The 21,765-nt window shown below is 52.0% G+C and carries 14 protein-coding genes; 9 read left to right on the top strand and 5 right to left on the bottom strand.

Going from position 1 to position 21,765, the window contains the following annotated elements; translation table 11 throughout:
- Positions 1-234: 234 nt before the first annotated feature.
- The 3 genes from WFL93_RS07715 to WFL93_RS07725 all read right to left on the bottom strand — a co-directional run bounded on the left by WFL93_RS07715 (position 235) and on the right by WFL93_RS07725 (position 2,408).
- Positions 235-963: an SDR family oxidoreductase gene (locus tag WFL93_RS07715; RefSeq protein ID WP_336777749.1), complete on the bottom strand. Its 729-nt coding sequence runs from the start codon at positions 961-963 to the stop codon at positions 235-237.
- Positions 963-1,454 (bottom strand): nuclear transport factor 2 family protein, encoded by a 492-nt coding sequence (locus WFL93_RS07720; RefSeq protein ID WP_336777750.1) that lies wholly within the window; start codon positions 1,452-1,454, stop codon positions 963-965. Before WFL93_RS07720 ends, WFL93_RS07715 begins: the two co-directional genes overlap by 1 nt.
- 207 nt (positions 1,455-1,661) lie before the next feature.
- Positions 1,662-2,408 carry an SDR family NAD(P)-dependent oxidoreductase gene (locus WFL93_RS07725; protein ID WP_336777969.1) on the bottom strand — a complete coding sequence of 249 codons (747 nt, stop codon included), beginning with the start codon at positions 2,406-2,408 and terminating at the stop codon, positions 1,662-1,664.
- 178 nt (positions 2,409-2,586) lie between these two features.
- Between WFL93_RS07725 and WFL93_RS07730 the strand changes: the two genes are divergently transcribed.
- The gene (locus WFL93_RS07730) at positions 2,587-3,165 is read left to right on the top strand and encodes a TetR/AcrR family transcriptional regulator (RefSeq protein ID WP_336777751.1); all 579 of its coding nucleotides are present in this window, start codon (positions 2,587-2,589) and stop codon (positions 3,163-3,165) included.
- A gap of 181 nt (positions 3,166-3,346) precedes the next feature.
- Here WFL93_RS07730 and WFL93_RS07735 read toward each other — a convergent pair whose 3' ends face one another.
- Positions 3,347-4,258 carry an alpha/beta fold hydrolase gene (locus tag WFL93_RS07735; RefSeq protein WP_336777752.1) on the bottom strand — a complete coding sequence of 304 codons (912 nt, stop codon included), beginning with the start codon at positions 4,256-4,258 and terminating at the stop codon, positions 3,347-3,349.
- A gap of 343 nt (positions 4,259-4,601) precedes the next feature.
- The gene (locus WFL93_RS07740; protein WP_336777753.1) at positions 4,602-5,498 is read right to left on the bottom strand and encodes an AraC family transcriptional regulator; all 897 of its coding nucleotides are present in this window, start codon (positions 5,496-5,498) and stop codon (positions 4,602-4,604) included.
- A gap of 300 nt (positions 5,499-5,798) precedes the next feature.
- Between WFL93_RS07740 and WFL93_RS07745 the strand changes: the two genes are divergently transcribed.
- The 8 genes from WFL93_RS07745 to WFL93_RS07780 all read left to right on the top strand — a co-directional run bounded on the left by WFL93_RS07745 (position 5,799) and on the right by WFL93_RS07780 (position 21,765).
- A complete protein-coding gene (locus WFL93_RS07745) occupies positions 5,799-7,445 on the top strand; it encodes a (2,3-dihydroxybenzoyl)adenylate synthase (RefSeq protein WP_336777754.1) in 1,647 nt (548 codons plus the stop codon).
- Entirely contained in the window at positions 7,446-10,844 is a 3,399-nt protein-coding gene (locus WFL93_RS07750) for an amino acid adenylation domain-containing protein (protein WP_336777755.1), read from the top strand.
- On the top strand, positions 10,841-16,249 hold the full coding sequence (locus tag WFL93_RS07755) for an amino acid adenylation domain-containing protein (RefSeq protein WP_336777756.1): 5,409 nt from the start codon (positions 10,841-10,843) through the stop codon (positions 16,247-16,249). Before WFL93_RS07750 ends, WFL93_RS07755 begins: the two co-directional genes overlap by 4 nt.
- On the top strand, positions 16,246-17,313 hold the full coding sequence (locus WFL93_RS07760; protein WP_336777757.1) for a hypothetical protein: 1,068 nt from the start codon (positions 16,246-16,248) through the stop codon (positions 17,311-17,313). Before WFL93_RS07755 ends, WFL93_RS07760 begins: the two co-directional genes overlap by 4 nt.
- Entirely contained in the window at positions 17,313-18,062 is a 750-nt protein-coding gene (locus WFL93_RS07765) for a thioesterase II family protein (protein WP_336777758.1), read from the top strand. The genes WFL93_RS07760 and WFL93_RS07765 overlap by 1 nt, the downstream gene beginning before the upstream one ends.
- A gap of 9 nt (positions 18,063-18,071) precedes the next feature.
- Entirely contained in the window at positions 18,072-18,371 is a 300-nt protein-coding gene (locus WFL93_RS07770; RefSeq protein ID WP_336777759.1) for a chorismate mutase family protein, read from the top strand.
- Between the two features lie 157 nt (positions 18,372-18,528).
- Entirely contained in the window at positions 18,529-20,655 is a 2,127-nt protein-coding gene (locus tag WFL93_RS07775) for a TonB-dependent siderophore receptor (RefSeq protein WP_336777760.1), read from the top strand.
- Between the two features lie 15 nt (positions 20,656-20,670).
- Positions 20,671-21,765: an ABC transporter substrate-binding protein gene (locus tag WFL93_RS07780; protein WP_336777761.1), complete on the top strand. Its 1,095-nt coding sequence runs from the start codon at positions 20,671-20,673 to the stop codon at positions 21,763-21,765.

Here is a 21,765-nt window from a genome sequence, read left to right on the forward strand (position 1 = left end):
GTAATATGAACAATCGTTGTATAATGCGCGTCCCTTGCTTCACAGCTTCTAGGGACTGGCAGGTGCATCCTTGCACGTCACGCCTTTTTATCATCCATGGTTCTCGGTGTTCTTGTGCTCAACACGGCCATTCAGAGAATGATGAAATGTCGGTCATTCAATCCCTGGCTTTAGCTGTTATACAACTTACTCATCAGCTTCGGTTAAGCCAGCAAATATCCAACAAGAACGCCACTACCAGGGCTGACGACCATGGCTACCAAAAAAACCACCCGTCGGCCCATCTGATTCCGTTAATGCCATTTTTATGGCTGTAATGGCTCCTTCATCTGGCGTCAGAAAACCCGTATTGCCATTTAAATCGGTCTGCACATGGCCGGGTTCAACGGCATTGACTTTAATACCCATAGGTTCGAGTTCTTTCGCGAATGAAACGGTAACAGCGTTCAGAGCAACCTTTGAAGAGGTGTAACCTAGCAGGTTTACGCTTGAATATATTGAAGTCGGATCGGTAATTAGCGTTAAGGATCCTACGCCGCTGCCCATCATGACAATCCGGGCATTGCTGGACGCTTTAAGCAGAGGTAGGCAAGCCTGTGTCACCCGAATCGGGCCAAACAGATTAACTTCATACACCGCTTTTATATCCTCAATACTGACCTGGCTTGGTGGGATATGAATATCATTGATGATGCCGGCATTATTAATAAGGACATCAAGTGATGCGACTTTACGCGAGAGTTCATTAACGGCATTGGTCACGCTTGCTTCATCCGAGACATCCAGTTCAAGTAGTCTGACGTCAAGACCTTCCTGGATTAAACGTTCAACGGCGTCTTCACCCCGCCTGCGGTCGCGCGCGCCCATCCAGACGGTCATACCGGCCTTTGCCAGACCTTTGACGATTGCAAAACCAATACCTTTATTTGCTCCGGTAACGAGAGCGTTCTTATTAGTGTCCACTACGCCTCCTCAGCCTGTGAACGGGCGGCAGAGTTGCCAACATGGAACTGAAGATTACCCATCAAACGCGGAACAACGTTGCGGGATGTGAAGCGCCACTGACCGTCATGTTTCTCAAAACTGTCGAAATAGCGTCCAGTGCAAATTGGCTGCAATGAAAATCCATCCAGCTCCTGATGAACGGTGAAATAGCTGACGCTCGTTGCTGTATCACCGGCCGGCGAGATGTCTATCAGTACATTAGAAACGTTATGCGACGTCCGGGGCGTTCCGTCTTCATGGCGCTGAACGCCATGGATAAGAAATTGTTCAACCTCTTCGCGACCCTGTGCAATATCACTTAAAACGATAAATTCGGAATGCTGGAACAATTCAGCGTTTTCGGCAAATTTCCCATCATCCAGATTGTGAACATAGATAGCCAGCAAACGCTGTATTTGTAATTCATCGATATAATTTTGAATATTTTCAACTTTGTTAAAGTTAGTCATGATTAGAACTCCTCAGGATAGGATTAAACTCCACATACTTTTAAAAGCGGACGGGTATAATTAACTTTATTTGATAACAGACTCAGAAAGCGTGAAATTGACACATTCATCCAGCAGTGCAGCAAATGTATTGCTCACATTAAATGATGAACAACGTCACTCGGCAGATGAGATATAATTGTTAGCCTAAGCGTTACATTAAAAATATTAGATCTGCGATGCACCGCCATCAGAAAATATTTCAGCGCCATTGATATAGGCGGCATCCTCACTGGCAAGGAAAGCAACCGCTTTTGCAATTTCGCTTATCTGCCCGATGCGCCCGATTGGACTGCGGTCTCTTAATGATTGCAAAATTACGTCCACAGGCTGTGGCAGGAAGTCGCGTAAAGACTGCGTATCAACCGGGCCCGGACTGAGAACATTTATGCGAACGCCTGAACCTTTGATATCCAATATCCAGCTACGTACCATTGCGCGTAATGCGGCCTTGGTACCGCCATAAATACTCATCCCCTCCCCGGGATTAATTGAGGCCGTCGATCCTGTAATAACAATGCTGCTACCGGGTTTCATCAGCGGTAAGGCTTTCTGCACGGTAAATGTAATACCTCTTACGTTAGTGGTGAACTGGCGATCAAACTTCTCGGGAGTAATTTGCCCGAGTGGTTCAATTTCTCCCATGCCTGCATTAGCGATTAAAATATCAATGCGACCAAATCGGGATTTAATCTGCTCATAAAATGTATCCAGATCGGGGAGGCTTGATACATCCAGCTGAACCTGACTCGCATCAGGGCCTAAAGTACTGACTGCCGACTCAAGTTTATTTTTATTTCGGCCAGTAATGATTACGGTTGCACCGCGTGCGGCAAGCTCTTGCGCGATACCCAGACCGATGCCGGATGACGCACCGGTTACAACTGCGATTTTGTTCTGGAATGACTGAGGCATGGTGATGTTTCCTTTCTGGTAGTGATTGAACATGTAGTGATCACTACATAGAAAAAGGTTCATGCACAAGCTTTATTTTAATGGCTATTTATAAATCGATTAAATTCAATTACATAAATTTAACCTTTGATGCTTTATCATTTAGCGGTTACTATATAAATAGCATTCAGGAGGCGAGATGACACAGATAAACAGGCAGCGACGCCCTGCTTTTGATCGCGAGGCTGGTGTGGCCATTGCACAGGCGCTATTTCATGAACATGGCTATGACGCAGTGAGCATTGCTGACCTGACTCAGGCGTTGAACATTAAGCCACCCAGTTTTTATGCTGCGTATGGCAGTAAGGTGGGTTTATACCAGAGGACACTGGAACGTTACGCACAGGAGAGCGCGCTTCCTCTAGATAAACTTTTATCACCCGAGAAATCTGTTGCGGCAGGTGTGGAAGCTTTGCTTATTGCAGCAGCCAGACAATACGGGCGTCATGCGCATCAGCGTGGTTGTTTGGTTACTGAGGGCATGCGCGCTGATGATAAAGATGCCCGGGAAGTCGCCTGTAAGATAGCTCAGCCAGGAACTACAGCCATTCATAACTGGCTTAAGGCTAAGTGTCCACAATCAGCTGAATGCCTTACAGACTTTATTGTGGTGACATTGAAAGGGTTATCTGCTGCAGCCTATCAGGGCATGTCTCAGCGCAGACTCATAGAAACAGCAAAAATGTCTTCACAGGTTGTTTCTGCACATGTTAAATAATATTGAGCGTTTGGGTCGCCTATATTAATCCGTTCTCTAAAAAGGTTAAGTTATTATTTAAAATCCCATCCCCCCTAATTATCCATCACCTACAGTAGTAAGTGGATAACTTATACATCGTTATTGAAAACAAGAGCGGCTGCTTTTCTCTCACAGCCGAGCTGATGTGCAGCAGCAGCATCTATTGATTTAAGAATGACTCTACTTCGTTGGAAAACCGTTCTGGCTGATCCAGCATAATAAAGTGAAAACTGTTATCGATACGTGTGAAATGAATATCTGGCGCAGAAGCATAGGCCTGACGGTACATCGCATCCACGCTGGCGGCAGGAATCCCGAATAAGGTGTCATATGCGTACACGACCTCAATCGGCGCTTTAATGCGACCAAGTTCGGGACGCAGATCGGTAATCATTAATTCATACACGGCATCCGCCACTGTTTTGCGATCAGAATTAATCCCCGCCGTCACCAAAGCTGGCCTCATCGCCTCGGTCTTAGCCAGACGGGCTATGGATGCTTTCTGAAACTCTGCCATTTGCTCCGGCGACTGCCTCAGTAGCCAATCCCGCGTAGCAGTAGCACGTGGGGCAGCAGTTTCGCGGGTCGCCGCAGGATCAATCATCAGCATATAGAACGGCAACGCATCGACGATCATCAAACGACCGACCAGGTCGGGATGACGGGCCGCCAGCATTATTGCCATTTCTCCCCCAAGAGAATGGCCAATAATTACCGGTGCTTTGATGTGCTGGGTTTGAATGTAATCAGCGATGGCGTCAACTGCCGGAGCGATGACCTTTCCCTCTGGATTGGCAATGGCAGGCGTACTCGCAAAGCCCGCAAGCTCAACAAGATGAATGCGGTGGCTCTTACGTAAACCTGATGCTAAATCGCCCCAAACTTCGCGTGACGATGCCAACCCCGGAATTAATATGACATCCGCTCCTGAGCCTTGCGTCTGTACAGAGATAAGCTGCGAGTTCGGATGCTCTGCAGGTATGGACATAGACTGAGTTGCAGACGCTGAGACTAAGACTGACAGCAATAAAAGAGTCCCTCCAAGCGCGGCACGAATAGTTGCGGTAGGCATGAGTTTAGTCCTTGTTATTTTTATCCCTGATGAACCGGGTTAGCTTACAGAAGGGTTTATCATAAAAGATAAAATCATTTAAGGATGGATAAAAAGACTTTGGCATATGCCGGTAACAGTTCCGCGCTGCCAGGATAAACGTTAGTTCGCTTTTCACTCATAGCGGAGCTACTGTGCAATGTCTGCTTCGTGCCAAAAGTGGATCACTTATAAACCGTTATTGACATTAAGAAACTCATTGCCGAGCTGAGCCTCGACAAATCAATGCTGCTGGATGTTCTGCACAGCCGTTTTGGCAGGGTTTTGTACTTAATCAACCAACATTATCTCGTCCAATTTATCTTCAGCACCGCATATCCTTAGGCGCAAAGCCGTATTTCTTGCGAAATGCGACCGACAGATGAGCCGGTGAATAGCCTACCTGATAAGCCACTGACGACACGCTGGCCTCTCCGCTTGAGAGCATGTGCCACGCGGTTTCCAGTCGAAGTGTCTGGAGATAGCCATATATGCTTTGATCAAACAATCGTCTGAACCCGGTGGTGAGTTTTCGCGTGTTGAGACCCACCAGTGCGCTGATTTCTGTAATAGAGGGCGGTGAATCAATCCGCTCGGCCAGCAACGTTTTGACATCGTGCAAACGTGCGATATCACCGCTACTCAAACGCGGCATCGCGGGTTCAATCGCGCCATTTTTCGCGCTCAAACTGTCAAGGGTATGCGCTACGATCTCCAGTGCTTTGCCCGTCATATAGAGCTGTCGGGCAACGCCCTCAAGAGGGTTGGTAAAAAGCTGGGCTTTAAGTCCACACAGGCATTTTGGCGCGGCCTGTACGCGCATTTTAGATTTAGCAGACAGATCGAGATGCATACCTGCTTCTAACCGGCTCATTGAATCTTCACACAGATACTGACTCAATGAGTTAGTGGAGAGATTAACGGCAGTGAACCGCAGGTCCGCACCCGGAAGAAAACACTGGCTGGCCTGTGCGATATCCTGATTCCAGATAGCGCACAGCGCAGGTCCCTTGATATGTAACTCTTTTTGCTGGGGGAAGCGGCACAACAATTCACCGCTTTCAATGATGATGACTTTCAAGCCGAGATGAAGCTGTTCATCGTGCCAGATGGCACGTTGCGGTTTTACACTGCCGCTGGTCAGCGCAATATCGCCATTCAGTAGGATCTGTGCACCGCTTTCAACTCGCTCTTTCATGCCCCGCTGTTGTCGCTCCATCATCGATCTTCCTTATGCGAAAAATGGTATTGATAATCATTCTCACTGTAAAGGCAATGTAAATAACTGTCTATCACTTTAGGTGTTGAAAATTTAATATCTGATGTTATTAACCGCATAATGATAATGGGTTACAGTTTTAACTGGTCCAGACTTTCATAATTTCTAAAGAATTAGTTCCTACGGCTAAAGTTCTGATGATTGTTATTAATAACCTGAAGGCATAACAATATTACCGATTTTATCTCAGGGCAGTTGCCCCTGAATCATTCAGTAATAACGTTAAGGTCTGGCAGGTTAAATATGAAAAATAACCCCTCACTGACTGCGCGCTATACGCTCGCAGAATGGCCACAGGAATATCGTGAGAATTATTTTCGTCAGGGATTATGGAATGAAGAGACATTCGGTCAATGTATTCATGATATTGCAAATGCGCTTCGCGATGAAATAGCAATCTGCTTCAATGACGAAAAACGGACCTACGGCCAACTATGCGATCGCGGTATTCAGCTTGCTGCGCGCTTTAAAGAAATGAATATCGATAAAGGTGATGTAGTCATCCTTCACTTACCGAATTCAATAAATTATGTTGAGGCGTTATTTGCCTTCTTTATCGCCGGAATTGTGCCGGTATTCGTGCTTCCTGCGCACAGAGAAAATGAGATTCTGGCTGTTACCCGGGCTGCCAATGCTAAGGCCTATTTTTATCAGGAAACTCTCGATGGAGATTCGCTAAAAGAGGTTGCTCAAAGTCTGGCACGGGCGTTACCTGATATTCAGCAGATAAGCATTGCGGAAGGCGCTTCCCTGTACGAAACATTATCTGCTGAGCTCGCCCCGCAGCGCCTACTTCCCGATCATCATCCTGACGATCTTGCGTGTTTTCAACTTTCTGGCGGTACCACCGGCATACCAAAATTGATTCCGCGTCGTCATCGGGATTATCTCTGTAATATCCGCGCTGCCATCAAGGCTTGTGGTTTTGGACCTCAAACCGTGTATTTGACGGTGTTGCCGATGGGCCACAATTTCCCGCTGGCCTGTCCCGGTTTCATTGGCACGTTGCTGGCAGGCGGAAAAGTGGTCATTAGCGATAAAAACTATCCCGATCACTGCTTTGATCTGATTAATCAACACCGCGTCACGGTAACCGCGTTAGTACCACCACTGGCTATGGTCTGGCTGGATGCGGCTGAAGTCTATCAGCCCAACTTGTGCTCACTGGAGATGCTGCAGGTGGGTGGCGCGAAAATGAGTTATGAAGCTGCAAAACGTGTTCGCCCGGTGCTCGGATGCAGTTTGCAGCAGGTGTTCGGTATGGCAGAAGGCCTGATCTGTTTTACTCAGCCTGGCGATGTCTCACTACGGGCATTAACCACTCAGGGAAAACCCATGACATCCGCAGATGAGATTCGGGTTGTCGATGAGCATGGCGAAGCGGTAGCCGCGGGTGAAATGGGCTTCTTGCTTACGCGCGGCCCTTACACTATCCGTGGCTATTATGCTCCTGACGAAATTAATGCCGCATCGTTTACCGACCAGGGTTTTTATCGTAGTGGTGATTTAGTCAGACTTACTCTGGATGGCGATATTATTTCTGAAGGCCGCGATAAAGATCAAATTAACCGTGGTGGTGAAAAAATTGATTGCGGTGAACTTGAGGATATTTTATTGCGCCATCCCGCCGTTAAAGACGCGGCGGTGGTCGGCATTCATGATGATTATTTAGGCGAGCAGTGTTGTGCCTTCATTCTATATGATTCTCCTGCGCCCTCAGCCACAGAACTGCGCCAGTTTCTCACTCAACAAGGCGTGGCGAGCTTTAAAATTCCAGATCGATTTATTTTCACTACGGCGTTTAATTTAACCGGTGTCGGTAAAGTCAGCAAAAAACAACTTCGTGCGAAATTAAAGCAAGCCTTTCTCTTTAATCCGGAGGAGAAATAAATGCCGCGTCTCAAAGAACTTTTATTGAATCATGTGGCTAATTTAACCGGATTGCCTGTGGAGGCATTAGAGGCCAATCACTCTCTTCTGCTGCAAGGTGTCGATTCGATCGGCCTGATGAGAACGGTAAACCTGCTGCGCAAACAGGGTGTCCATTGCAGTTTCGATACGTTAAAACAGCACCCTACTCTCACTGCCTGGCTTGCTCTGCTTCCCGATAAAGCAACGGCAAGCACAGTTGCACTCGCTGAAATTCCCACACAGGATCTTGCGCAGCCAATCGCATTAACTCCGGTACAGCAAGCCTATTGGATGGGCAGACAGGAAGATCAACCGCTGGGTGGCAATAGCTGTCAGGTGTATATCGAACTACAGGGCGCTGATATTTGTCCGAAGCGCCTGCGCCGGGCCTGTCAGCGTTTAGTCGAACGGCATCTCATGCTTCAGGTGCAGTTTTCCGCACAAGGAGAGCAGCATGTGCCAGTGTGCGACCGTATTTTTTCGGTTGAAGAGGCTGACTTACGCGCCATGTCCGCCAATCAGGTTGACGTGAGGCTACAGCAATATCGTCAGCAGTTTTCCCACTATCGCGCGGATGTTGAACAGGGATGGCCGCTGCGGGTTGCTCTTTCACGCCTGCCAGGGAATGTGGCCCGGCTTCACCTGAATATAGACCTGCTTGTCGCGGATGTTCTGAGCATAAATGTTCTGCTGCGAGATATGGCTAAGCTCTACAACCAGCCAGATAACGCTCTACCTCCCTTAAAGGCTAATTTTTTCCAGCATCTATACCTGCAAGGGATTGAGAGCAAGCAACGTTACCGTGAGGCAAAAGCCTATTGGCAGCAGCGGCTGAGTTCACTGCCCGGTGCGCCTGCACTTCCGCTGGCTCAGCAACCCGAAATGGTGACCAAACCGCGTTTCACCCGACGCGACTATCTGATCAAGCACCACCAATTGGCGATTTTGCAAGACAAAACCAAACAGCATGGCATCACCCTTGCCGTGGTTTTTTTGACCTTGTATTGCGAAGTACTGGCGCGCTGGAGTGAGAACAAACATTTCCTGATCAACGTGCCGTTATTCAATCGCAACGATCTTGTGCCAGACGTAGGCGATATGGTCGCCGACTTCACCACGCTGCTGCTGCTGGAAGTTGACTTCCGCCAACCGGCATCCTTCGTGCAGCGCCTGCAACAGTTGCAGTCACAACTGCACCGTGACATTGCCCAGGCCGATTACTCAGGTGTAGAGGTGTTGCGTGATTTAGCACGTCTGGAAGGGACTGCTCCCCGCACCGCGCCTGTGGTATTTGCTCTTAACCTCGGCGAGCCTTTTCTTCCGGAAGCTGCGGAACAAACGCTGGGCACACTGCACTGGATGATTTCTCAAACGCCTCAGGTTTGGATTGATCATCAAAGCTACCCAACGCGTGAAGGCCTACTACTTAACTGGGATAGCGTGGACAGCTTATTTCCTGCTGAGATGGTCAGTTCGATGTTCAGCTGTTGGTTAGCACGCCTGCATACGCTGATTGAACAGGAGTGGCGTGATGTGCCCGATATCGCCCTGCCTCCCGTTACTCAGGCCATGCGCAGCCGGGTCAACGCCACGGCACTCAGTATTGAGCCCGCAAGACTGCATGACGGTTTCTTTGCACAGGCAAAACATCAGCCACACGCACCCGCCGTTATTACTGCCGATCGTACCACCAGCTATCAGGAATTAGCGCAACGCGCACTGCAGATTGGTTTTGAACTGCGTCAGCGCGGCGTGAAACCCGAGGATATTGTTGCCATCAATGTCCCTAAAGGCATTGAACAAATTGCCACCGTGCTGGGTGTGCTCGCCACCGGCGCATGCTGGCTGCCTCTGGCCGTTGATCATCCCCTCGCCCGACGCATAACGATATGCCAGCGCGCAGAGGTGGTCTGTGTCATCACTCACCAGGCTGAACCGTGGCCGGAATCGGTGCTGGTTTATCAAACCAGTGAGTTAATCAGTCACCCTCATTCCCGTACTCTGAAAACACCAGCCAGCGGCAATGACGAAACCCTGGCCTATGTTATCTATACCTCGGGCTCCACGGGAGAACCTAAAGGCGTAGCAATCACGCATCGCGCGGCATGGAACACCATAGCAACGCTCAATCGCCGCTTTGGCATCACTCATGACGATCGCGTGCTGGCGATCTCCGGGCTGGAGTTTGATTTATCGGTCTACGACATCTTCGGCTTACTTTCCGCGGGAGGCGCCCTCGTCATGCCTGATGAAGATAAGCGTCGCGATCCGGATAGCTGGCGGTCTTTGGCGCAGCAGCACGCAGTAACATTGTGGAATTCAGTCCCGGCGCTGCTGGAAATGCTGTTATTAACCACCTCAAACCAGCCCTTCCTGCCGACACTTCGACAGGCATGGGTTTCCGGTGATCGGGTAGCGCCGGATTTGGCAAAGCGTTTGCGTCAGCGAATACCCCATCCAGTGCGGGTTATTGCGATGGGCGGCGCCACCGAAGCAGCTATCTGGTCGAATGCCTTTGAAATAATGTCCGAGACTGACAGCACAACCCGTGTTCCTTACGGTTATCCGCTGGCCAACCAAAAGTTTCGCGTCATGGACACCCATCACAGTGACTGCCCAGACGGTGTACCGGGTGAGTTGTGGATTGGCGGTGTGGGGCTTGCGCGGGGTTACATCGGTGATGCGGCTCAGACCGACCGCCGTTTTGTTCAATATCAGGGGGAGCGCTGGTATCGCACGGGTGATCGCGGCTGCTATTCCGAGGATGGCTTGCTGCATTTTCTCGGGCGGCAGGATCATCAGGTCAAAGTGGATGGCAATCGTATCGAGCTGACTGAAATCGAGTCAGCGCTGCAGCAACTGCCGAGTGTAATCGATGCATTCTGTCTGGTGGTAAATCAGCGTCTCGAAGCGGCTCTCACGTCCGACAGTCAACTCGACACTGCGGTATTACTGGCTACGCTCGCGGCAAAGCTACCCGCTTATATGCTGCCTTCACGCATCCACACTGTCAGCAACTTACCCCTGACCGCCAATGGCAAAGTTAACCGTGCTGCGCTCGAACAGATGATTGCTGACCTCTCACCGCAAGCAACGCCACTGACCGAAGCCTGCCACGATGAAAGTCCCCTGCATGCACAACTGCGCCTGATGTGGCAGGAAATACTTGAAGTGAATGTCTGCGATATCCGTCTGACATTTTTCCAGGCGGGAGGTAACAGTCTGCAAGCGATGCGACTGGTCAACCGCATCAATCAAACGTATGGCGTACAGCTCTCGCTGCGTCAATTTCTCAGCAACGCTACGTTGGCGGCGTTGGCCACCTTTATCACCTCAACTTGTTCTGCCAATACCACCACCGAAGAGGGAGCATTATGAATTCGTCCACATTGATCAGTGAGCTAAAAGCGGCGGGTATTGTCCTATGGTGCGAAGGTGACACGTTACGCTATCGCGCGCCCGCGGGTGCCATGACGCCTGAACGCGTCTCTTTACTGAAGCTGCACAAGCCCGAACTTATCGCGGCGTTAACCAAAACTGAGTGGCATGACGACCCGACCCAGCGGTTTGCGCCTTACCCGCTGACTGGTCTGCAATCTGCCTATTTAATGGGACGCAGTGAAGCTTTTACTTTGGGAGGGGTTGATTGCCATGGCTACCTCGAGTTTCGTTTTGCAGAACTGGATGTTGCCCGCCTGACCACGGCCTGGCAGTCACTTATCGCCTGCCACGATATGTTGCGCACTATCGTTCATGCTAGCGGCACGCAGCAGACGCTCGCTGATGTGCCAGAGGCCACGATCAACGTTGAAGACATTGGCAAACGAACGAAATCAGAGCAGCAGCAATGCCTGCAACAGCGTCGGGAAGCACTAAGCCATTATCAAGGCCAACCCGATTGCTGGCCTCTGATTAGCCTGGAAGTGACGCAAATGAGTGATTGCGCCGTGCTCCACATCTCATTCAATTTGCTGGTGTGTGACTTCCAGAGCGCGCGTCAGTTGCTGAAGCAGTTAAGCGCGGCCTATCAGGGCCAAACGGTAACAGCCCCCGCAATCACGTTCCGCGACTACGTGATCAATAGTCAGCTCCAGAGTGAAAGTGCTGATTATTTGCAGGCGCGTGATTACTGGCTGGCAAGAGTGGACACATTGCCAGCCGCACCGGCGCTGCCTATCTGCGCAAAGCCTTTAACACCAAAATTCTTCCGCGAAAGCTTTGTGCTAGCGCCCGCTCAATTTTCCCAATTAGCGCAGGCCGCCGCCGCGCACGGGGTGGGATTAAGTGCGCTGTTTGTCACCCTGTATGCGGCGACACTCCAGCGCTGGGGAGCCGGTAGCCATTTTGGCCTGAGCCTCACCATGATGCAGCGCCAGCCATTGCATCCGTCGGTGGATCAGCTGATCGGTGATTTTAGCGCAGTAGAATTGCTCGACATCAAACTGGCGGCTCAGCGCTCCCTGCTTTGCCAGGTTCAGGTCATTCAGGAACAATTATGGCGCGATCTCGACCATAGCGCGTTCACCGGCATCGATGTTTTGCGCGAGTTGGCCCGCCGGCGAGGCCGAGAAGCAGCGCTGTATCCGGTTGCATTTACCAGCGCAATAAGTAGCGGCACGGACTGCTGTACGCATCTGCTGCAAGGCGCGCAACAAACCTACAGCATCACGCAAACGCCTCAGGTGGCCCTCGATTGCCAAATCAGCCCAGGCGAAAACGGCCTGAATATTAACTGGGATATTCGTGAAGGCATGCTCTCTGCTGCAACGGCGAAAGAGATGTTTGCCGCATTCCGCGCAACCATTGAATCGCTGTGTGAAAACGCGGGTGCGTGGCATATCCCGGTTAACGTGCCCTTACCGGCAGCACAGCTGCAACGCCGTCTGGCAATGAACAACACCACGACGGCTTTGCCGCAGGGAGTGTTGCATGCCCCCGTCTGGCAGCAGGCGCTGCGTACTCCCGACCTGCTGGCGGTGAAGGATGCGCATCAAACGTTGAGTTACCAGCAATTAACCGCTGCCGCCGATGCACTCGCGGCGCGCCTGCTACAACAAGGCCTTACACCCGCAAGCCGGGTGGTGATCGCCATCGAAAAAAGCATCTCTCAGGTTGTTGCTGTTCTCGCCGCAATGCGGGCGGGCGCCGCCTGGATTCCTTTAGATCTCTCACTCCCGGTAAAACGCCAACAGTGGCTGCTTTCACTTGCGCGCCCGGATGCCATTCTGGCCGACAGCGGCCAGCTTCCTTTTGCGGAAACAGACAGTGATTTGCCTCCTCTCATTCTCGTCGATGAGCAGCATGAAAGCACACTGCCGCTAAGCTGGCCGGAAATTAGTCCTGATGCCCTTGCCTATGTTATCTACACCTCTGGTTCTACCGGTGAACCTAAAGGGGTGATGATAAGCCACCAGGCAGCACGTAATACGGTTGAAGCCATTAACCGCATGCTCAATCCGCATGAAGGTGATCGCGTGCTTGGATTGGCTAACCTCAGTTTTGACCTCGCGGTTTACGACATTTTTGGCACTCTAGCTACCGGTGCAGCACTGGTGCTACCAGAACCCCGTCATCGCAGCGATCCGTGGCAGTTGGCTCGTCTGATGCAAGCGGATCACATCACTCTGTGGAACTCTGTGCCTGCACAGCTCGCCATGCTGGTGGATTATTTGCAGAGTGAATCCGATGCACAATGTCCTTCACTGCGCGCGGCGTTGTTATCGGGAGACTGGATCCCGGTTAATTTACCTGAACGCGCCCGCCAGCCCTTACCGAATGCGCAACTGTACAGTCTGGGCGGCGCCACCGAGGCCGCGATCTGGTCGGTTTGCTATCCCATTGACCATGTTCAGCCTGACTGGACCAGTATTCCTTATGGCCGCCCGCTACCCAACCAACACATGTATGTGCTGGATAGCGAACTGAATGAGTGTCCCGAAGACGTCGCCGGTGATCTGTTTATCGCCGGCGCCGGGCTGGCGATCGGATACGATCGTGATGCTGAAAAAACGGCCCAGCGCTTTATCACGCACCCGAAAAGTGGCGAACGCCTGTACCGTACCGGTGATCTGGCGGCTTACAGAGCAGATGGCAACCTGCAATTTCTTGGCCGTGAAGACGATCAGCTTAAAGTACGCGGCCACCGCATTGAACTGGCCGAAATCGAAAGCACGCTGATTCGTCACCAGGATATTGCAGCGGCCAGCGTGTTGGTCACCGATCGTGGTCAAAGCACGCAGCGACTGCTGGCCTTTGTCACTGCGGCAGAACAAGCGGTTTCTCAGGCAGGCTCGGATGTAGCAAAAATACTCCCTCAGCATGCAAAGACACTCGCAGGAGAAATGAACCGGGCCACCGTATTAGAGCTGGCGCAGGGCATTGAAGAGGTGTCGTTATACGCTATGGCGCAGGCGCTTTTAAGCCTGCCACAGTTTAGCAATCCGCAAATTCCGGTAACCCTTAGCGATCTGGTTGCCAGCGGCGCAGTCGCAAAACGCCATGAGCGTCTGATTGGCCGCTGGCTGCGTGCTCTGACCGAGCACGGCTTTTTACAGCAGAAAACGGAAACGCATTTCAGCGCACAGCGGCACATCACGCTTCAGGATGTAGAGCAGCGTTGGAGCAGGCTCCACCAGTTGGAAAAGGAGGTGAACTGGGGTGCCGCCATCCTGCGTTATATGCATGACAGCCATCTCGCCCTGCCGGCGCTCATGCGCAATGAAGCGGATCCGCTGGATCTGTTGTTTCCTCAAGGGCAGACGCACGTGGCAGAAGCGGCTTATCGTGACAATTTAGTCAGCCGAACCGTGAACAGTCTGGTCTGCGCCACAGTGCGTCAGATTGCCCGGGAAAAGAACGGGGATACACTGCGCTTGCTGGAAGTGGGTGCGGGCGTGGGAGGAACCAGCCTTGACCTGATACCTGCGCTGGATGATTTCCCGGTGGATTATCTGTTTAGTGACCTGTCGAATTATTTCCTCAATGAAGCAGAGAAACGCTTTAGCCAATGGCCGTGGGTGCGTTATGGCCTGTATGACATCAATCAGCCCGCTTTGCCGCAGGGAATTGAGGCATCTTCACGTGACGTGATTCTGTGCGCCAACGTTTTGCATAATTCACGTCATGCCGCTGATGTCATCGGCAAGCTAAAAGAGATTCTGACACCCGGTGGCTGGCTGGTGTTTATCGAAGCGACCAGCAACAGCTATCAGATTATGTCCTCGATGGAATTTAAAGAAGGGTTAACCGGCTTTGAAGACTGTCGCCGTGAGCAAGGTACGACCTTTATGGGCGTCGATGAATGGCAGAATTATCTGCAGCAGGCGGGCGCAACGGAAATAGTCATTGCCCCTAATGATGAGCTTGGGTTACAGGATTTAGGTCAACACGTGTTTGCGGCACGTTTCAAAACCCAGCAGGCCAGCGTTAAACACCAAGCATTGCAGGACCATCTCGCGCAATGGTTACCTGGCTGGATGCTGCCCGATGCTATCCACCAGCTTGAGCAGCTGCCACTGACCTCTAACGGCAAGATTGATCGTCGCGCACTCGCCGCGCTGGTGCCGTCAAAACCTGCGGAAGGGATGCGAGTGGCTGAAGCACCGATCACCGCACTGGAAAAAGACATCGCCAAAATTTGGCAGTCGGTACTTAAAGTTGAAAGCGTTGGCCGCTACGACAACTTTTTCACGCTGGGTGGGGATTCTCTGTTGGTTGCTCAGGTAGTCAGCCGACTTCGCGCCACCTTACCGCAGGCCGCAGGATGGCGCTGGGATACGCTGCTTCGTGCCATGATGAACGAGCAGCACCTGGCGGCTTTCGCGCTTCGCTTCGGCGAACAAAGCGTCTCGAACTATCGTCTGCTGGAGCTGCAACCCGGCAAAGAAAGCGAATCAACGCTGTTATTGATCCATGATGGCAGCGGTACCCTTGCACCCTATCGTGAGCTGCTTGAAAACATCGGACCGCAACAGCGCGTGCTGGGCATGGCACTGAACAGCCCAGAACCGTTCCTCGCCCATCCTGCAGAAAATGGCATTGCCTGGCTGGCAGATCAGGCGGTAGAGATCATCTCGAACCACGAAGATACCGCGCCATTACACATTGTCGGCTACTGCCTGGGCGGCATGCTGGCGCAGGAGATTGCCACCAGACTCACTTATATGGGACGCAATGTAGCGCAACTTAGTATTATCAGCAGCTATCCGGTGCCGTTCCGCATCGAAGATGATCTTCTGGCTGAGTATATTTTTGCACGCGTGATGCAAGCCAACCCACAAGCGCTTGGCTATCCACAGGATGAAAAAGCGTTCCAGCAGCTGCTAAACGACATCCTTCATGAGACGCCGGGCGTTATCCCACAAGGCTCTCTCGCCCGGTTCTCTTCGGGAAAACAGGACCTCTGTGCAACAGCAATCACAACCTTAGCAGCAATGAGTTCTGAAGCGCGCCTGGAGCGTATTCGCGACCATGCCGCCTTTGCCGACAGTGAGTTGAACACTCCCACACGCATTGCTGAACAATATCGCCTGATTCGGCATAGCTTGCTGGCGGTTAATGGGCACGCGTTACGGGCATATCCCGATCCCCTTACCTTCCTGCGTCAGCACGGTGAGATGCAGGTTTTACCGGCAATGAACAGTGAGATGACCGCTTACTGGCAGCAACATAGTCCGCATCCTTTACGGATACATGATCTTCCTGGCGATCATTTTAGCTGCATGAGCGCCCAGCACTGCCAGCATGTTTTACGCGCGTTGGGTCTGAATGAGGGCAGCCAATGAACAGCCAACCTTTGGTGGGCATTCTGGGTGCTCGCGGTGCTGTTGGAGACAAGGTGATTGCACTACTGGCGGACGTCGTGCCCCTGCGCGCGGGCAGCCGCGGTTTTCCTGTGCGCAAACATCCCGGTGTTGATTATCGGGAAGTCGATCTGTTTGATGAGGACGCATTACACGACTTTTGCCATGGCTGTCAGCTGATCATCAATTGCGCGGCACCCGGTTGCCAGATTGGTGATCGGGTTGCGCGCATGGCGGCGGAGTCGGATTGTGATTACGTCGATCCCGGCGGCGACGATAACCTTTATTCTTTGCTTAAGGGCAAGGTGAATCCCGAGCGGCATTTCATTTTATCGGCGGGGATGTTACCTGGGTTATCCGGCTTGCTGCTGCGCAGTGCCATCAGCGCATTTGACCATTTGCAGGAAGCCAAAGGCTATGCGCTTAGCTGCGAGCCCTTTTCATTCGGCGGCGCTGCTGACTTTCTCGCCAGCCTGGACAATGGATATGGCGTTGCTGGCACCGCCTTACGCCAGGGTGAACTGCAACTGTGCCCGGGCGGTGAACCCATCCAGCTGCCGCTGGCGCAAACAAGCGCAGCAGCCTTCCCGTTTATGACTAATGAATGGCAACGCATCGGTGCATCACAACCTGCACTTGATTTGACGTGGTACAACCTTTTTGCTTCGGAGGCGCTGACCCAGTGGCTGACACAACGTTCTCAACGTGAAGAGCAGGCAGTAGAAGCTTTGGTGGCTTTAAGCATTCAAGCGTTTGCAGGCAAGCGATTACAGCATGTGATGGCAGTCGAAGCTTATGGGGAAAAACAGGGACATCTGCAGCGTCGGGCTTGCGTAATTGAATGTGAATCGGGCGCGCAATTAACGGCTGCGGTGACCGCATTTGCCGCATTAAAGGTGATTCAGCGCGCGGTGCCCGCAGGCCTGCATTTTGCGGCGGATGTACTGCCGCCTGCTGAGACGCTGCAATATCTGCAACGCCAGATTGCTAATTTTTGCTGGCTGGAGCTACCGTCGCTGCTAGAGAACGTTGAGGGGGCGATTTAATGCGCAACGCAATACTCTCCCGGCTCGATAGCTGCCCGCATCCACACCACGAAGTGCTGTGTTTTCCGCATGCGGGAGGTAGCGCCAGCTATTTTCAGCGCTGGGCGCAGCAACTGCCCACGGGCGTGGCGCTGCGGGCCCTGCAACTACCGTTACGCGAAGAGCGGCTGGACCACGACCCGATCAGTGATATGCGTATGCTGATTTCTCAGCTCATGGAAGAACTTGCAGAGTTGCCGCCTCGACCACGAATTCTGTTTGGCCATAGCATGGGCGCCACCGTGGCCTGGGAACTGGCCTTAGCGATGCAGCACTCGGGCAACCCGGTGTGTAAGTTGTTTGTTTCGGGACAAACGCCGCCTGACAGGCAGCGCCAGACCCAGTTTCATCTCGCATCCAACCAGGCATTGATCACTGAAGTATCGCGCTTTTCTGCAACATCAGCTTCAGTGTTTGAGTTTCCTGCGCTGCGCGAATTAGTGCTGGGGCAGTTGCGCCATGATTACGCGCTGATCGAATGCTGCCAGCCTACATCCTCCATGACGCTCACCTCTCCCATTACCGTGTTACACGGCACCGAAGACAGTGAAGTTAACGAGCCTGAAGCCAGACGTTGGGCAAATTTCACCTTGAATGACTTCAAATTACTCAGTTGGCCGGGTGACCACTTTTATCTGACAACGCACTGGCAGGCCGTTTTGCGATGCCTGATGCAGGAACTCACCCCACTTCCCCTCGATATGCCATAAGGAGCACCTGTGATTGCCGCTAAAGATTGCCAAAACTTGCAGGTAATACGTGCCGGTATCGATGCCATCGATCGCCATCTGATATCCCTGTTGCAGCAGCGCCTGACGTATGTGCTGGCTGCATCACAATTCAAACCTGATGTTGAGAGCATTCCGGCCCCTGAACGCGTGGATAGCATGCTGATGGACCGACTAGAATGGGCCAAAGATGAGGGAATAGATCCACCGTTTGTTATTGGATTATTCCGTCACATTATTCCCTGGTATATCGATACTCAAATTGCCTGGTGGCGGAAAAACCACGCCTGATTACCTGCTTAGCTTCCCGGATAAGCCGGGAAGTTCCCTTTTTGCTTTCCATCTAAAGAAAGAGTTCCGCAAGCGAAAGTGTTGCTAATTGTTTGCTCAGTGCCTCACTGACACACTTTTAGCCGACAAATAAGTCGACACATTTTCGGAGAACACCTTGGAAAACAATAATAAAAATTGGGCGCGCTGGACAACGCCTTTAACCTGCCTCGCATTGCTGGTACACGCCGGTTTTGTAGAGGCGGAAGAGACGCTTACCGTTACAGCCGGTGGGGATACCGTTGCAGATAAAGGCTACGTTTCGCAAACCAGCACCACGGCAAGCCGCACCAACTCATCCGTGCTGGCAACACCTCAGTCAGTTTCCGTCATTACGCGGGGTGAAATGGATGATCGCAACGTCCAGAGCACTACGCAGGCGTTACAGTACACGCCCGGCGTTTTTGCCTCTACCTCTGCCATCTCATCGCGTTTCGATTATTTCAATATTCGCGGGTTTGACTCCACGCTGAACGGTACGCTGCTGGATGGATTACGCTCCACTACCCAACAGTCCTACGTACGCTATGAACCTTACGGGCTAGAGCAGCTTGATGTGCTGCGAGGACCGAACGGTTTTCTTTACGGAGCGGGCTCACCTGGCGGCATTGTAAATGGCATCAGTAAGCACCCCACGCTCAACGCCCAGCATGAAGTCGGTATTCAAACGGGCAGCCACGGTCGTATGCAGGGGCAGTTTGATACGTCAGGACCGGTCAATGAGGATAAGACGCTGCTCTATCGGATCGTCGGTGTTGCGCGTGACAGTAATACGCAGTTCGACAACGTACCCGATGACACCCTCTATCTGGCACCATCACTGACGTGGCTTCCTGATGCGGATACCCGATTTACAGTACTGGCTTCAGTGAACCGTAATAAATTCGGTCCGCCGCGCGCATTCTTGCCGCTCTATGGCACGCTGCGCACGAATCCTAACGGTCAGGTTGATCGCAACAGTTATCTCGATGGCACCAACCTCGACAATCACATGACCCAGACCAATCTGGGTTACGAACTGGACCACAATTTTGGCGATCGCTGGAGCTTCCACTCTGCGAGTCGCTATACCGAAACTGACCTGATGACACAAACGCTCTCCGGCACGGCGCTGGCAGCAGATATGCGGACCCTCAATCGCGCTGCCTATGAGTTTGGTATCAAGGGAAAGATCTTCGCTACTGATAACAACCTCAAAAAAGAGTGGGATGCCGGGCCGGTTCACGGCTCCAGCGTTGCTGGGTTGTCTTTTCGTCACACCGGAGAGGACTACTATCTCAACTACGGACGTGCCAGCAGCATTGATATTTATCAGCCGACCGGCAGTGGTCGCTTTCCCGCTACCACGGCGTTCACCAGCACACAGCAGAATGCCAATGAAACCGGTGTGTATCTCTCCAACAGCCTGGCGCTGTATCAGCATCTGAATTTAGATCTTTCCGCGCGTCAGGACTGGGCGTCGGTCAATACCAAAAATCGCCTCAATAACACTTACACCTCGCAGGATGACCATCGCACCACCTGGCGGGCCGGCCTGAGCTGGATAACCGACAGCGGTGTGGCGCCTTATGTGAGTTATGCCACCTCTTTTGCCCCAGTGCTGGGGACAAATATTTACGGTGAAACCTATAAACCCACCACCGGTAAGCAGTGGGAAGTGGGGGTGAAATATCAGCCTGAACAGATAGATGCGCTCTTTACCTTGGCTTGGTTTGATTTGCAGCAAAATAACGTTCAGACCAGCGATCCCAATAACTCACTGAACAAAGTCCAGACCGGCCAGATCACGTCAAAAGGAATCGAGGCCTCGGCGACAGCCAACCTGACGGAGCAGTGGAAGCTTATCGCTAGCTACAGCTGGAATGATCTCGAAACCACAAAATCCAACGTGGCAGGTGCCCAGGGCAACACGCCCGTCGCCATGCCGGAAAACATGGCTTCATTGTGGAGCAACTATACCGTGGCAAGCGGTCCACTGGCCTCGTTGGGCTTAGGTGCAGGAGTGCGCTATGTCGGTTCTACCTGGGCCGATACGAACAACACCATCAAGGTACCGGACTACACGCTGGTGGATGCCGCCATTCGTTACGATCTTGGCCAGTTAAATAGCCAGCTGCAGGGACTGAATGTGGCGCTCAACGCGAACAATCTGTTCAACAAACATTACTGGGTGAGTTGTTCAACCACCAGCTGTAGCACCGGCTATGACCGCTCACTGAGCGCCACCCTTTCCTATCGCTGGTAAGTTATGAAGGATTTTATGAAGAGAATAAGCTGGTTTTCATTGCTGATTATGATGTGCTTTGCATGGAGCACTTCATCCGCCTGGGCCTCAATAACCGTTACCGACATGTTGCAGCGTCAGGTCACTTTGCCGGGCCCCGCGAAACGCATTGTGTTGGGCGAAAGCCGCCACATTATAACGCTGGCGCTGCTGGAGAAAGATCCTATCAGCAACCTGGTTGGCTGGGGCGACGATTTGCAACGCTATTCACCAGCTACCTGGGATGCGATTGCAAAGCAATATCCAGCGGCACGTAATATTCCCGTTTTGGGTACCATGAACAGTGGCACCTTCTCAATGGAAGCGACCATTGCGGCTAAACCCGATCTGGTTATTTTCACCCTCTACGGTCCGATTCCGCCGGATCTCAAGGCACTGGATGCTGCGCACATTCCTTATGTGTTCGTGGATTTTTTCCGCAAACCACTGGCCAATACCGTGCCGAGCCTGAAATTACTGGGTGATGTTCTGGATGAGAAGGCAAGAGCAGATCACATTATTGCCTTCTGGCAGCAACATATGGATGAGGTTCAAAAGCGACTGAATTCGGTCAGCACGCGTCCTTCCGTGTTCTTCCATCTCAATCCCGGTAAAGGCGACTGCTGTTTCACCTCCGGTCCCGGCAATATGAGTGATTTTATCGCGGCGGCGGGAGGCCACAATATTGGTGCTGATAAGATCAGTGCACCGATTGGCAAGCTCAATCCGGAATATGTCCTTTCACGCAATCCTGATTTTTACCTGATGGGCGGCGGTTCAGCCGTTAGCCGAGACGGATTACAGATAGGCACGGGAGCGAGTGCTCAACAGGTTGCTCAGAGCAGCACGCATTTGCTGAAAGCGGCGGAAATAGCCAACTTGTCGGCAGTGAAAGCAGGACACACGGGGGGCGTCTGGCTGTTCTTCTTCGATAGCCCTCTCTACTTCGTCGGCATTGAAGCGATGGCAAAAATGTTCCATCCATCACTGTTTGCTGATGTTGATCCCGACGCAACCTTGCATACGGTAATCAGCGAGTGGCTCTCAGTGCCGCTACAGGGAACATTCTGGACCGCGTTGCCGGTCAAATAA

It is taken from the genome of Pantoea sp. USHLN256 (assembly GCF_037149875.1).
GTDB classification, from domain to species: Bacteria; Pseudomonadota; Gammaproteobacteria; order Enterobacterales; family Enterobacteriaceae; genus Pantoea; species Pantoea nemavictus.

Excerpts from the sequence above, each read along its gene's own strand:
- WFL93_RS07755 (WP_336777756.1), top strand. The coding sequence starts at position 10,841 with ATGAATTCGTCCACATTGATCAGTGAGCTAAAAGCGGCGGGTATTGTC.
- WFL93_RS07750 (WP_336777755.1), top strand. The coding sequence starts at position 7,446 with ATGCCGCGTCTCAAAGAACTTTTATTGAATCATGTGGCTAATTTAACC.
- WFL93_RS07725 (WP_336777969.1), bottom strand. The coding sequence starts at position 2,408 with ATGCCTCAGTCATTCCAGAACAAAATCGCAGTTGTAACCGGTGCGTCA.
- WFL93_RS07730 (WP_336777751.1), top strand. The coding sequence starts at position 2,587 with ATGACACAGATAAACAGGCAGCGACGCCCTGCTTTTGATCGCGAGGCT.
- WFL93_RS07760 (WP_336777757.1), top strand. The coding sequence starts at position 16,246 with ATGAACAGCCAACCTTTGGTGGGCATTCTGGGTGCTCGCGGTGCTGTT.
- WFL93_RS07745 (WP_336777754.1), top strand. The coding sequence starts at position 5,799 with ATGAAAAATAACCCCTCACTGACTGCGCGCTATACGCTCGCAGAATGG.
- WFL93_RS07765 (WP_336777758.1), top strand. The coding sequence starts at position 17,313 with ATGCGCAACGCAATACTCTCCCGGCTCGATAGCTGCCCGCATCCACAC.
- WFL93_RS07720 (WP_336777750.1), bottom strand. The coding sequence starts at position 1,454 with ATGACTAACTTTAACAAAGTTGAAAATATTCAAAATTATATCGATGAA.
- WFL93_RS07740 (WP_336777753.1), bottom strand. The coding sequence starts at position 5,498 with ATGATGGAGCGACAACAGCGGGGCATGAAAGAGCGAGTTGAAAGCGGT.
- WFL93_RS07735 (WP_336777752.1), bottom strand. The coding sequence starts at position 4,258 with ATGCCTACCGCAACTATTCGTGCCGCGCTTGGAGGGACTCTTTTATTG.
- WFL93_RS07780 (WP_336777761.1), top strand. The coding sequence starts at position 20,671 with ATGAAGAGAATAAGCTGGTTTTCATTGCTGATTATGATGTGCTTTGCA.